This window comes from Exiguobacterium antarcticum DSM 14480 (assembly GCF_000685865.1).
In the GTDB taxonomy this organism is placed as follows: domain Bacteria; phylum Bacillota; class Bacilli; order Exiguobacteriales; family Exiguobacteriaceae; genus Exiguobacterium_A; species Exiguobacterium_A antarcticum.
The window spans coordinates 752,229-765,618 of sequence record NZ_JMKS01000003.1; the positions used below are offsets into that span (position 1 = coordinate 752,229).

12 protein-coding genes are annotated in these 13,390 nt (G+C 49.8%); 2 read left to right on the forward strand and 10 right to left on the reverse strand.

The features are described 5' to 3' along the window. Positions 1-63 precede the first annotated feature (63 nt). From P404_RS0104815 to P404_RS0104860, 10 genes are all read right to left on the reverse strand, one after another. On the reverse strand, positions 64-1,422 hold the full coding sequence (locus P404_RS0104815; protein WP_236624323.1) for a M23 family metallopeptidase: 1,359 nt from the start codon (positions 1,420-1,422) through the stop codon (positions 64-66). A 74-nt stretch (positions 1,423-1,496) separates the two neighbouring features. Further along, positions 1,497-2,396, reverse strand: coding sequence for a permease-like cell division protein FtsX (ftsX, locus tag P404_RS0104820; protein ID WP_014971186.1), 900 nt, complete (start codon positions 2,394-2,396; stop codon positions 1,497-1,499). After that, a complete protein-coding gene (gene ftsE, locus P404_RS0104825) occupies positions 2,386-3,072 on the reverse strand; it encodes a cell division ATP-binding protein FtsE (RefSeq protein ID WP_026830123.1) in 687 nt (228 codons plus the stop codon). Before ftsE ends, ftsX begins: the two co-directional genes overlap by 11 nt. A 591-nt stretch (positions 3,073-3,663) precedes the next feature. Next, entirely contained in the window at positions 3,664-4,026 is a 363-nt protein-coding gene (cccB, locus tag P404_RS0104830) for a cytochrome c551 (protein ID WP_014971188.1), read from the reverse strand. Between the two features lie 115 nt (positions 4,027-4,141). Beyond that, positions 4,142-5,011 (reverse strand): YitT family protein, encoded by an 870-nt coding sequence (locus tag P404_RS0104835; protein WP_026830124.1) that lies wholly within the window; start codon positions 5,009-5,011, stop codon positions 4,142-4,144. A gap of 101 nt (positions 5,012-5,112) precedes the next feature. After that, positions 5,113-5,616 carry a GNAT family N-acetyltransferase gene (locus P404_RS0104840; RefSeq protein ID WP_014971190.1) on the reverse strand — a complete coding sequence of 168 codons (504 nt, stop codon included), beginning with the start codon at positions 5,614-5,616 and terminating at the stop codon, positions 5,113-5,115. 66 nt (positions 5,617-5,682) lie between these two features. Then, positions 5,683-6,783: a peptide chain release factor 2 gene (gene prfB, locus P404_RS0104845; RefSeq protein ID WP_014971191.1), complete on the reverse strand. Its 1,101-nt coding sequence runs from the start codon at positions 6,781-6,783 to the stop codon at positions 5,683-5,685. Positions 6,784-6,850: 67 nt separating this feature from the next. Further along, positions 6,851-9,370, reverse strand: a complete 2,520-nt coding sequence (gene secA, locus P404_RS0104850; protein ID WP_014971192.1) for a preprotein translocase subunit SecA — start codon at positions 9,368-9,370, stop codon at positions 6,851-6,853. Between the two features lie 217 nt (positions 9,371-9,587). After that, positions 9,588-10,151, reverse strand: coding sequence for a ribosome hibernation-promoting factor, HPF/YfiA family (gene hpf / locus P404_RS0104855; RefSeq protein WP_014971194.1), 564 nt, complete (start codon positions 10,149-10,151; stop codon positions 9,588-9,590). Positions 10,152-10,434: 283 nt separating this feature from the next. Then, positions 10,435-10,635 carry a cold-shock protein gene (locus tag P404_RS0104860; RefSeq protein ID WP_014971195.1) on the reverse strand — a complete coding sequence of 67 codons (201 nt, stop codon included), beginning with the start codon at positions 10,633-10,635 and terminating at the stop codon, positions 10,435-10,437. A 251-nt stretch (positions 10,636-10,886) separates the two neighbouring features. Here P404_RS0104860 and P404_RS0104865 point away from each other — a divergent pair, with 251 nt between their 5' ends. Both P404_RS0104865 and P404_RS0104870 read left to right on the forward strand, forming a co-directional pair. After that, on the forward strand, positions 10,887-11,393 hold the full coding sequence (locus P404_RS0104865) for a competence protein ComK (protein WP_026830125.1): 507 nt from the start codon (positions 10,887-10,889) through the stop codon (positions 11,391-11,393). A 94-nt stretch (positions 11,394-11,487) separates the two neighbouring features. Then, positions 11,488-13,383: a hypothetical protein gene (locus P404_RS0104870; RefSeq protein ID WP_026830126.1), complete on the forward strand. Its 1,896-nt coding sequence runs from the start codon at positions 11,488-11,490 to the stop codon at positions 13,381-13,383. The last annotated feature ends 7 nt before the right edge of the window (positions 13,384-13,390 follow it).

Here is a 13,390-nt window from a genome sequence, read left to right on the forward strand (position 1 = left end):
TTTTTTCAGTATAGCAAAAAAAGATAGGTTCCCCTATCTTTTCGTTGGTCGCTCTCTTTAAAGTTACAAGATATACGGTGCCGGATCGACGGCATTCGGTTGTCCGACTGCCCATTCCCCACGATGGATTTCAAAATGGAGGTGGGGACCCGTGGACCAACCGGTCGAACCGAGTTTTCCGACGATTTCTCCCGGCATGACCGTTTGACCCGCCTTCACGGAGACCGCGTCCAGATGACCGTAGACGGTCGTCCAGACTTTCCCCTCAATCAGGTGCGTAATCATGACGACATTGCCGTATCCGGTCGCACTGCCGGCCCGGAGGACAATCCCCCCCGCCGCTGCTTTGATCGGCGTCCCTTTCGCATTGACGAGATCGATGCCGGTATGCCGTTCTGACTTCCCGGTCAACGGATTGTTTCGTGGACCAAACGGGGACGAGACATACCCGGTCACAGGCAATAAAAAGGGTTTTGCGACCGTTTCCGCCGTATCGGTTGGTACCTGGTCCGTTGTCGGCTGCTTGGTCTCAGCTTCCGCCGCTGGTGCCGGACGCGAATCCGTCGGTTGTCGTTTTTTCTGCGCCGCCTCCTGCTCCGCTCGGCGTTGCTCTTCCGCAGCTGCACGGGCTGCTTCTTCCGCTGCTTGTCGAGCCGCTTCGGCACGTTCCTTCGCTTCTTGCTGTGCCCGTAATTCAGCGGCACGTAATGCCTCTAACTCTTGACTGATCAGCCGTTGTTGATCCGCTAAAATCGCTGCTTCTTCTTCTTTTGAGAACTGCTCCTGTTGCAACTGTTTGACCTGACTATTCAGTTGGACGACTAACGTCCGTTTGATGTCCGACTCCGTGATGATACGTGCCTGTAAGATCAATAATTTCCGTTGTTCTTTTTTTAATTGACCGAGCACGAGTTCTTGCTCCGACCGTTGTTCCGTCAATTGTTTGACGTTCGTTTGGTACGTCTGCAAGATGCCGTCATCCTGTTTGATGATTTCACTGACGGTACTGAAGCGTGAGATCAAATCCCCGAAATCCTTTGCATCGAGCAACACTTCGATGTACTTGACATCACCGTCCCGTTGGACGGACCGCAGGCGGTCACCAATCAATTTTTCTTGAGTCCGGAGTTTGGATTCGGTCTGACTGACGGCACGGCTCACAATCGCCAGTTCCGCTTTCGCAACAGAAACAGCCGCCTGTTGATCCGCAATCTTACTCGCTAAATCATCCAGACGGCTGTTGACTTCATCGAGGCGCGCTTGTGCTTCCTTGCGCTCCTGCTTCGTCAAGACTAACTTCTCAGATGTCTGATTCTGCGATCGTTCCGTCTCTTGTAGACGGGACTCGACCTCCTGTTGTTCCTTCAACAAATCTTCCTTGGACGTTGCGTGAACGGATACACTTGAACCAATTAATGCCAAGCTTAGGACGGCAGAACAGAATCGGACCTTCATGAGAAGCATCTCTCCTCTATCTTTTATTTGATTGTGCGTACTTAAATCTTCAAGAATCGACCGAGTGACGTCGTTGATCCCCAAACACCGATGAAGGCGCCTAACGCCAGCAAGATGACGGAGACTTGGACAGACAGCTCACCTGGCGGAATCAGTGTGAAGATGGACGCGTTTAGCGAAACGAGTTGTGGTTGCAGGGCGTTATACGTCACTTCGTACCCGAAGTAGACGACGGCAATCGGAATCAATGCCCCGAGAATACCCATCAATAATCCTTCAATGAAGAACGGTGCACGGATGAAGCCGTTTTTCGCACCAACAAGTCGCATGATCTCAATTTCGCGACGACGTGAGAAAATCGTCACCTTGATCGTATTCGAAATCAGGAACATCGCCATGAATGTCAAACCGACAATCAGGATGATTCCACCAATCCGAACCCCTTCAAGGAAGTTGAACATCTTTTCAACATAATCTTCCCCATATTCGACACTATCTATATTTTCCATTTTTTTGACGGTAGTTGCAATAGTTTCTGTCTCATTTGGTGAAGTCGCTTTGACGATATACCGGTCGTGGAGCGGATTATCCTTTTCAACTGACTGATACGCCTGTGACCCTTCGCCAAGCTGTTCCTTGAAGCGGTCCAGTTCATCTTCTTTTGAGCTATAACGGACAGACTTGACGCCCGGCATCTGCTCTAAGTTCTTTCCGACTGCATCGATTTTTGCTTGATCGGATTCACGTTCGACGAACACTTGGATTTCGACGTCTTTTTCGACGTTATCGGAAATCTTGTTGACGTTAAACATGACCATCGCAAAAATTCCTACTAGTAATAAGGTCACGGTAACAGCACTGACGGAAGCAAATGTCATCCAGCCGTTTCGGACGAGACCTTTTGCCCCTTCCCGTAAATGACGGAATCCATTAAACTTCATAGCCGTACATTCCTTTCTCTTCGTCTCGGACGATTTTTCCACCGTCGATCGCTAACACACGATGACGCATCTTATTGACGATATCTCGGTTGTGGGTCGCCATTACGACCGTTGTCCCACGGCGATAAATCTCTTCGAATACTTCCATGATCTCCCATGCGGTATCCGGATCAAGATTTCCGGTCGGCTCGTCGGCGATGACGAGTGACGGACGGTTGACGATGGCTCTCGCGATCGAGATCCGCTGTTGTTCTCCACCGGATAGTTCGTCAGGATAGTTCCGTTCCTTATGCTTTAGCTTCACGAGATCGAGGACCTCAAGCACTTTCTTACGGATTTGCGATTGATCTTCCCCGACGACTTCCAGGGCAAACGCAACATTTTCATAAACCGTCAGTGACGGGAGTAGTTTAAAGTCTTGGAAGATGACGCCGATTTGGCGACGGAGTTCGGGGATTTGGCGGTTTTTGAGCTTACCGACTTCAATTCCTTTAAATAAAAATGAACCGCTTGTTGGTCGTTCTTCGCGGTACATCATTTTCATGAATGTCGATTTCCCGGCACCGGACGGCCCGACGATATAGACGAATTCACCTTGGTTGATCGTCAGATTGACTTCACGAAGTGCCGTGACACCGTTCGGATAAATTTTACTGACTTGTTGCATCTTGATCACTTGCTTCACATCCTTAGAGAATTTACGAACGAGAAAGCCCATGTTGGGCGTAGCCCGTCTTTAGACATGGGATGAACGTGAGTTCGGATGTCTTAACATCCGACACTGCGGGTATATTTATATCATAGACAAGTACAAGTCTCTAAAACGCCTATGTCCATTGCCCTTTGATAATCGTATACGGTTCGGTCACGAAACCATGTGACCGGTAAAACGATGTTTGTCGTCATGCAAAAGACGAAAAAACATGTAATGGACTACTCAGCAACGGCCTGTGGTCGATCGTAAAAGCCGACCAGCCTGAAGTCTGTCTCAGGAGGGGTGATGGCACACCCTCATCTGAAGGCTTGAGTAAAACAGAAATGGACTGCGCTCGCACAAGCACTTTAGAATCTCACGGTTTCAATCGTGGGCGTGTCAATGATGGTAATCAGATAGGTCTTAAAACCTACCGATTCCCATTATAACAGGCAACAATTTTTAAGCACATTACAATCAAATGTCATTTCCGACCTCTTTATAGGAAAAAAGGGACTAGATCCGATGAACACATGTCATGTTCGTCATCTCTAGCCCCATAGTATCACATAATTATTTTTTTTCAGCTAACCAATCAGCGACGGCAACGATTTCTTTATCGTCTTTCAGGATACCCGCCGGCATTTGTCCTTTACCGTTCTTGATGATTTTTTGAATCTCTTCCGATGATAATTTGGCTCCGACTTTCGTTAAGTTCGGTCCGACATTTCCTTCTAAGTTATTCCCGTGACAAGAAGCACAGTTGTTCGCGAAGATTTTTTCCGCGTCGACCGCTGTTTCTGTCTTCGACGAATCATCACTCATCGTCGATTCATCCTTCGATGTATCTGATGAACTGGAGTCATCACTGCCACACGCACCAAGTACAAGCGTCGCACCGAGTCCGGCTGCGAGTAAAAGATTTTTAAGTTTCATCCGTCTGTCCCCCTTAAAAAAATACCAATCGTGATTAATCTATTCTATATAGAGTATAACCGTTCTCGGCACTTATTAAGCATGATTTCACAAAAATTTCACTCTTTTCGAACAATTACGGCACATTCCGGTACCGTTTATCGTCGGAAAACCCAAGCCCCAGTACTTCATGGGCTTCACTGACGACAAGGAAGGCGTGCGGATCGATGTGTTTGACGATCTCTTTGAGTGTCGTGATCTCACCTTGGCGGACGACGACCATCAGCATCGGTTTCCGCGTCCTAGTGAAGGCACCGGCTGCTTCGATCTCCGTCGCTCCCCGATCAAGCGTCTGGAAAATCTCCTTAACGAGCGCTTCACGTTGGTCCGAAATGATATAAGCCAGTTTGTCGTTCGTGATCCCGAGCTGGACGATATCGATCATCTTGATCGTGATGAACAGGGCGACGAGCGCATACAAGCCGATTTCAAGTGAAAAGATGATCGCGGCACTGATGACGATCGTTCCGTCGAGCAGGGCGATACAGAGATGGAGCGGTAATTTCGTAAAACGGTGAAGAATCTGGGCAATCAGATCCATTCCCCCGGTCGACGCCCGTGCTTTAAAGATCAGACCGAGTCCGATCCCGACCCCGGCCCCACCAAAAATCGCAGCGAGCATCGGGTTCATCGTCGCGGCCGGAACATCAAACCGTTCATAGACCAGGATGACGACCGGTAAAAAGATGGAACCGACAAGCGATTTGACGCCAAAGCCCATCCCGAGAATCATCCAGCCGATCGCAAGGAGGACGATGTTGGCGATCAATTGAAACAAGCCGGGTGAAATCCCAAACAAATCGTTCAGGACGATCGAGAGACCACTGACGCCTCCGGACGCCAACTGATTCGGCGCTAAAAATAAACTGAAGGCACTGGCGACGAACAACGAACCGAGTAATAAATAGATATAGTCGCGAACGACTTCCTGACGTGTTGATGTCATAACGTTACATTTCCCCTTACCTAAATTCTACAACCCGTGTTTCATTTTAGCGGAAAAGACGGGTAACGACTAGAAGGGCTGACCAACTCGCAGTGGTCCTCTTATACCGTGCTAAAGGGTTTGGAATAACGAACGATGCCTCGAATTCCTTTTAAGGCTTGTCGCTCAAGCGGCATGATCAGGAAAAAATCGACCGGCACCGGGAATGGGGCTTCGATGCCGTAATCAACAGCGCGCTCAAAGCCAAATTGCGGATAATAGCTGTCGTGACCGAGGACGACGATGTGCGACTCCCCGGCTTCCCGTGCCTCTTCAATCACTTGGCGGATCAGTTCGGACCCGATGCCTTTCCGTTGCCAGTGCGGTTTAACACCGACCGGGGCTAACGCGAGCGATGGAATGTCCTCGATGTAAATCCGGCTGAGTAAGACATGCCCAGCGATTTCCCCTTTGTCCGTTACGGCGACGCGGCTGTAATGCGGGAGTGAAGCCTCGTCTTCCCGCAATGCTTCGACGAGATCGGCTTCCGTCCGTTGGCCAAACGCGGCTTGATGAACAAGCCGGATTCCGGCAGCATCCTTGAATATTTCTGTACGAATCTGCATCTGTCTCGCCTCCTGAATCGATTGGTAGAAAAAAACCGCCGACACGAAGGTCGACGGTCTGTTGCCTTACATATTCATTAAGCGCAGGTAGGCATCGATGAAGCCCATGATGTCTCCATCCATCGCCCCTTGCGTGTTCCCGACTTCATAGTTCGTCCGGTGATCTTTGACCATGCTGTACGGGTGGAAGACGTACGAACGAATCTGGCTTCCCCAGGCGATGTCTGATTTCTCGCCGCGGATTTCGTCGAGTTTCTTTTGTTTCTCTTCGATTTCACGTTGGTAGAGTTTCGCTTTCAACATCTTCATTGCCGCTTCACGGTTCTTGATCTGTGACCGTTCCTGTTGACACGATACGACGACATTTGTCGGGATATGGGTAATCCGAACGGCAGAGTCCGTCGTATTGATGTGCTGTCCACCCGCACCAGATGCCCGGTACGTATCGACGCGTAAGTCTTCCGTCCGGATATCGATATCGATGTCATCGTTGAATTCCGGCATGACGTCACACGACACGAATGACGTATGGCGGCGGCCTGACGAGTCAAACGGCGAAATCCGAACGAGACGATGGATCCCTTTTTCCGCTTTTAAGTACCCATAGGCATTGTGCCCTTGGATACGGAGTGTGACCGATTTGACACCGGCCTCGTCACCCGGCTGATAGTCCATCGTTTCGACTTTCCAACCTTGTTTGTCGCAAAAACGTTGGTACATCCGGAGTAACATCGACGCCCAGTCTTGCGACTCGGTTCCGCCTGCTCCCGGGTGTAATTCAAGAATTGCGTTGTTTGCATCATATTCGCCGTTCAACAAGATTTGTAACTCAAACTCGTCAAACTTCCGTTTGATGTCACCGAGTTCGGATTCAAGGTCTTCTTGCAGCTCGACATCCGGCTCTTCTTTGATCAATTCATACGTCAAGACGATGTTCTCATGTCCGTCGGCGAGGTGTTGGTATTTATCGACCATCGCTTTCAGTCCGTTTGATTCGTCGATGACTTTTTGTGCCGACTCTTGATTGTTCCAGAAGTCCGGGTACGTCATCTCGTTTTCGAGTTCTTCGATCCGCGAGATTTTGTTCTCAAGATCAAGTGATGCCTTGTATTCATCGAGTTTCTTTTCCATCCACTCGGCGGTATTGCGTATTTCTGCTAATTCCATTGTGTTCCACCTTCTCTTTCCGTCAAAAGAGGCAGGAATCTCCCGCCTCTTTCAGCCGTTTCGCCACTTATGCCTGACGGCCGTGACAGTTCTTATATTTTTTGCCGGATCCGCACCAACATGGGTCGTTACGTCCGATTTGTTCATTTGGGTTTTTGCGGACTGGTGCTTTTTTGACGACCTTGTCCTCTTTCCCGGAAACCGCGACTTCGTCTTTGACGACTTTTTCACGTTTCAAGTTCGGATCAAGATCCGCCCGCAGGACAAACTGTGTCACTTCTTCCGCGATTGCTGCGTTCATCGTATCAAACATCATCGAACCTTCCGATTGATATTCACGGAGTGGATCGTTCTGACCGTAAGCGCGTAAGTGAATCCCTTCACGCAACTGGTCCATCTGATCGATATGGTTCATCCAGTGTTGATCGACGGCACGAAGGACGATGACTTTTTCGAACTCGTCAAACGCTTCAGCCGGTACTTCCGAGCGTTTGTGCTCGTAATGGGCGAAGGCACGTCCTTGTAAGAGTTCGATGATTTCTTCGCGTTCTTTTCCGAACAGATCCTGCTCGGACACTTTTTCTTCAATCGCAAGCGTCTGGTTGGCCCAATCTGCAAGCGCCCCGATGCTCCATTCTTCCGGAACGAATTCGATTGGCGTGTACTGATGGACACCTGATTCGATTGTCTGTTCAATCATCGGACGGACGATGTCAGAGACGGACTGCGCATCTAAAATCGCTGCCCGGTCGGCGTACATGACTTTCCGTTGATCGGCCATGACATTATCATATCCGAGGACTTGTTTCCGGGCGTCGAAGTTATTTCCTTCGACGCGTTTTTGAGCGGATTCGACGGCACGTGAGACCATCCGGCTTTCAATCGGTTGCGAATCATCCATCCCGAGACGATCCATCATCGATTGCAAGGAGTCGGATCCGAAACGACGCATCAATTCATCTTCGAGTGACAGATAGAATTGTGACGCACCCGGATCGCCTTGACGTCCGGCCCGACCACGCAACTGATTATCGATCCGGCGTGATTCGTGACGTTCTGTTCCAAGGATGTAGAGACCCCCTTTTTCGATGACGCCTGTGCCGAGCTTGATGTCGGTACCACGGCCGGCCATGTTCGTTGCAATCGTCACCGCATTCGGCTGTCCTGCATTCTCAACGATTTCTGCTTCCCGCGCGTGGTTCTTCGCGTTCAGAACTTCGTGACGGATGCCACGTTTCTTGAGGATGCTGCTGAGCAACTCCGACGTCTCGACGGCAACGGTCCCGACGAGAACCGGCTGACCTTCGCGGTGGGCGCGTTCGATTTCATCCGCGACCGCAGCAAACTTCCCGTTCATCGTCTTGAAGATCAAGTCCGGCTGATCGTCCCGGACGATCGGTTTGTTGGTCGGTACCGGTACGACGTGCATGTTGTAGATATTGCGGAACTCTTCTTCCTCGGTTTTCGCTGTCCCGGTCATACCGGCAAGCTTCGTGTACATCCGGAAGAAGTTTTGGTACGTGATCGTCGCAAGGGTCATCGACTCCCGCTGGATCTCGACGCCTTCTTTCGCTTCGATGGCTTGGTGAAGACCTTCTGAGTAGCGGCGTCCTTCCATGACACGACCGGTGAATTGGTCGATGATCATGACTTCGTCTTCACGAATCATATAATCGACGTCACGGTGCATGACCGAGTTCGCCCGAAGCGCAAGGCTCAAGTGGTGGTTCAGAGCGATATGTTCAAGCGCAAACAAGTTATCGATGCCGAAGTATTTTTCTGCCCGGTCGATCCCTTGTTCCGTTAACAAAACACTTTTCGTCTTGATGTCGACCGTATAGTCTTCATCTGCCTTCATCATCTTCGCGAACATATCCGCCTGCGAATAGAGTGCCGTTGATTTTTCAGCGGATCCCGAAATGATCAGTGGTGTCCGCGCTTCATCGACGAGGATCGAGTCGACTTCATCGACGACGGCAAAATAAAGCGGACGTTGCACACGGTCTTCTTTATACAGGACCATGTTGTCACGCAAGTAATCGAAACCAAACTCATTGTTCGTTCCGTACGTGATGTCGCAGCTGTACGCCGCTTGTTTTTCCTGACGTGACATGCTCGACAGGTTCAAGCCGACCGACAGTCCGAGTGCCGCATAGAGCGGCTCCATGATGTCACGGTCACGTTTCGCCAAGTATTCGTTGACCGTGATGACGTGAACACCGTTGCCTGCGAGGGCATTCAAATAGACGGGAAGTGTCGCAACAAGCGTTTTCCCTTCCCCGGTCTTCATTTCAGCGATATCACCGTTATGCAAGACGTATCCACCGATTAACTGCACACGGTAATGACGCATGCCCAGGACACGTGTCGACACTTCACGACAGACAGCAAACGCTTCCGGTAAGATGTCGTCGAGCTCTTCTCCATTCTCAAGACGCGTCCGGAATTCGACCGCTTTCCCTTCTAACTCCTGATCCGATAAGGCAGCGACTTGTGCCTCAAATGATTCAACGGCATCTGCCGCTTTTTCTGCTTTTTTCAGCACACGTTTCGTCGGTGCGAATAACTCTTTTAGAAAATTAGCCATGCCTTACAGTCCCCTTACTTCGAACGATTCTTTAAACGAACAGAATTCCGAGATTTTTCCTTTATCAAGTGTACCGAATACGCCGTCAAATTTCAACAAGCGGACCGACTGCCTCACTTGAAATCCAACTTTAGTCTGAGACACGTTCTGCGAACAAACGATTTTTCAGCATACCAAAAGGGGACTCACTCCGTAGAGTAAGTCCCCTGTAGATTCATTATTCTGGTTCAATCAGGCCATAACGGCCATCTTTTCGACGGTAGACGACGTTCGTATTACCCGTTTCTGCGTCTGAGAAGACGAAGAACGTGTGACCGAGCATGTCCATCTGAAGAATCGCTTCTTCTGTATCCATCGGTTTGAGTGTGAAACGTTTTGTTCGAACAAGTTCGAGTTCCGCTTCATCCTCTTCGTAGACAGGTGCATCTGCCTCCGGTCCCTCGAGCGTTTTGAAGTACTCCCCAATACCGCCTTCTTTGGCGCGGCCTCTCCGGTTGATCTTCGTTTTGTGTTTCCGGATTTGGCGTTCGAGCTTATCGACGACGAGGTCGATCGCTGCGTACATGTCGCCATTGACATCCTCTGCACGAAGCAAAAGATTTGGCATTGGAATCGTCACTTCGACTTTTTGTTTCTCATTGTTGACCTTGAGATTGACATAAGCCGTCTGCGCTTCCGTAGGAGTTGTAAAATAACGAGTTAACTTTTCAAGCTTTTTCTCGACGTAATCCTTGAGAGCATCTGTGACGTCCAAGTTTTCACCGCGAATGTTGTAGATCATGTAAACTCCTCCTTAAGTAACCGGTTGAACCTATGAATTCGTCATCCCTTCAGTCGTTTCCTTCTGAAGATTCCAAATTCTTTTGGTTCGTGATTATTATACCACGATAAGCTAGACAAGGAAATGAAAACGATAACATTCTATCGAATATCTCCCATGAAACTTAGCGTACTATAACAGTTGTTGCATGTTGATATTAGCGTATATACCCTTAACAAATTGAGATGAAACAAAAAAACCGCTTTTAGGGGATTCCTAAAAACGGTGGTGGCTGCTAGCGGAATTACAGTTTCGAAACGTTCGACGCTTGAGGACCACGATCGCCTTCGACGATTTCGAACTCAACTTCTTCGCCTTCTTCTAATGATTTGTAACCTTCTGCTTGAATCGCTGAGAAGTGGACGAAGACGTCTTTTGCGTCTGATGTCTCAATGAAACCGTAACCCTTTTCAGCATTAAACCATTTGACTTTACCTTGTTCCATTCGAATTCACGTTCCCTTCGCAAACTAGGATTGCGAGAGCAAGCTCTCTACCGTCTATACTAACAAAAGAAACAAATATTGACAATTAAAAATTCTGATTAATTCGAATTCAATGTTAATTAAAACGCCATACCGCCATCTATTGCTCTATTTTTTAAAAAATTACATTGTCATTACAGGTGTAGTATTGTATTATATCGTTAGTAATTACCTATTTTATCCATTGTCCTATCTAAGGAGGATGCAGTCGAATGCGACCATTCCATAATGACGAAAAGTATCGAATCACGAAACGGACCGTTGCGATTTTACCGTGCTATGACATGATGAAACAATCCATCATCGTCTTAGAAGACGGGTCAACGATCATGACACCGCTTCGTCCGTATCAACTTCTGCAGTTATCCTGCAGGCAGTATAACAGTTCCATCGAGGAACGGATCGTCACCGCTAAACGTGTCGCTTCCGTGAAAGGAAAAGTCCCTGTCGTCATCGAACCGACACTTGGTCTCGTCTTTTTCCCTACCAAATCACCAAAACGTGATGATTGCGAGTGGTATGCCTGGAGTCACATGTCCGAAGTCATCGAGGAAGACGGACAGACCAAACTCAAAACTCGTAATGGCATGATCCTTCCCGTAAACGCCTCTCCTTACATCGTCCGCAACCAAATGAAAGCAACCGGCGAGCTGATGGCTCGTTACCAACAATTGAACGCGATGACATTCGAGGACCGCTTTAATGCAATTAAATCGTAAAAAAAATGGGTTGGGCGATGATTTCGCTCAATCCTTTTTTGTTTGTGCCGATATATAATAAGATGAAGAATTTTTTAAGAAAGGAGGTTCATCGATGAATATCCAGATGAATCCAACGAGTCCGACCCGTTCCGCCCCCACGACCACCTTATCGGAGACAAAAACATACAGCGGGACCGTCCTTGAAAAGACGGGTCCGAATACGGCCCTCGTCCAAGTCGGTCGCGAGAAGGTCGAGATGACCTTCACCGGCGACGTCCCGGAGGGCACCTTTCAATTCAAGGTCAAAGGACAGACGACGGAAGGGTATCTGATTGAACAAATCACGGATCAACCGGAAGTCCCGGCAAGCGGACCGCCTAAACCCGATTCGTCTGGTGTCGATGCGACCTTACTCGACGAACTCCCACCAGAACTGAAACAAGCCGTCGCCCGGCTACTTGCGACAGGTCAACTACCGCAGACGCCGGAAACGGTTGCTAAGCTCGTTGCTGCCCTGCAGGGGACGTATAAGGACTTGGTCCTCCAGCTCGTGACGCGACCGTCTGACAGTGCCTTACCGGCAGAGGCAGACGTCTTGATTGCGCAACTACTCGCGACAACCGATTCCTTAGTCGACGTCTTGCCGGAGCGGCAGGCAGTCCTCGACAAACCGACGCTCAGTAATGTCATCGCCCTTGACGTCGCCCGTGTGACGTTGCCGACACGTACCCAGATTGACCAGGCAACACCTGTTGCCTTAAGACAAATCGCAAATCACGTACCGGCAGATCTGCAACCGGACATCATCGCCCGGATCGATCGGGGCGAACTGACGCAGGTCCGGGAGCAATTGCGCCCGTATTTCCCGAGTGAACGACCGGTACTCGCGGAACGACCGGCACCAAGCAAACTCGATCAGTTGACCGCTGTCATCGCACAAGCGCAACAACCGAGCACCGAGAAAGTCGCTCCGCTCGCCACACCCGTACGGTCGAACTTGACCGTCATCGCCGAAGTGACACCACGCCTCGCCGAAGTGACGAATGACTTCCGGAGCCAGCAGCGGACGATTGTCTCGCAACTCCGGCAAATCGAACCACTTGTCGAGGAACGACCGTTGCAGATGGCACAAGTCATCGAAAGTACAGCGAACCGCCTGCGTCAGACGTTCCAGCAGACGGACGCGATGTTACATACGAGCATGCGTGATGAAAAACAATTGATACAACTGTTATCGAAACTCGAACGGGGAACCGAACTGGCGTTTCTCGGACGTGGCGCAGAAGCAAAGGCCGTCGTCCAGGACGTCCGTCAAGCACTCGAAGCCTTCCGCTTCGCTCCGACCAATGTCCGGACAGCCTATTTGCCAGAATTGAACACGATGCCGCGTCCTGTCGTCACGAATACGACTCCGGCGCCAACTCAAGCACCAACACCACAACGCCCGATCCCGTACGAGCCGGGACAAAACAGTCCCCGTGTCTTACAGGAGACGGTCCAAAAAACGCTTCAACTGCAGACGGCTGAATTAAAACTGGCAACGCCTGCAGCAAATCCGGAAGCGGCGAAACTGCAGACGTTCCTGACGACGCAGCAACAGGTCAATAAACCGGACAACAACCAGCAACTCCAACAAATCTTGCTTGCCCTGCCTGTCCAACTCGTCGAAGGAACGGCTGGACTGCACGTCCACTTACAAAACAAACGACCGGACGAAGTGATCGACTGGGAAAACAATACGTTGTATGTTCAGCTCGAGACCCCACGTCTCGGTGATATCGGCGTCCGCGTCGAGACGGTCAACCGGAAGATGCAGATTACGATTGAAAATGATTTCCCGTTACTGGAACGATTAGCGACGCCGTTTCTCGAACGGACGACCGATGCCTTACAATCGACCGGTTATCAGGACGTCCGAATCCGCTTCGATTCCTTTACGAAAGACCAGACGACACCAGAAACCGTCAAACCGGATGAAAAACCGACCGGCTACGATTACCGGATTTAAGGAGGAG

Coding starts and splice junctions, on each gene's coding strand:
- ftsX (WP_014971186.1), bottom strand. CDS start 2,396: ATGAAGTTTAATGGATTCCGTCATTTACGGGAAGGGGCAAAAGGTCTC.
- cccB (WP_014971188.1), bottom strand. CDS start 4,026: ATGAAACTTAAAAATCTTTTACTCGCAGCCGGACTCGGTGCGACGCTT.
- P404_RS0104835 (WP_026830124.1), bottom strand. CDS start 5,011: ATGACATCAACACGTCAGGAAGTCGTTCGCGACTATATCTATTTATTA.
- P404_RS0104840 (WP_014971190.1), bottom strand. CDS start 5,616: ATGCAGATTCGTACAGAAATATTCAAGGATGCTGCCGGAATCCGGCTT.
- prfB (WP_014971191.1), bottom strand. CDS start 6,783: ATGGAATTAGCAGAAATACGCAATACCGCCGAGTGGATGGAAAAGAAA.
- secA (WP_014971192.1), bottom strand. CDS start 9,370: ATGGCTAATTTTCTAAAAGAGTTATTCGCACCGACGAAACGTGTGCTG.
- hpf (WP_014971194.1), bottom strand. CDS start 10,151: ATGATCTACAACATTCGCGGTGAAAACTTGGACGTCACAGATGCTCTC.
- P404_RS0104860 (WP_014971195.1), bottom strand. CDS start 10,635: ATGGAACAAGGTAAAGTCAAATGGTTTAATGCTGAAAAGGGTTACGGT.
- P404_RS0104865 (WP_026830125.1), top strand. CDS start 10,887: ATGCGACCATTCCATAATGACGAAAAGTATCGAATCACGAAACGGACC.
- P404_RS0104870 (WP_026830126.1), top strand. CDS start 11,488: ATGAATATCCAGATGAATCCAACGAGTCCGACCCGTTCCGCCCCCACG.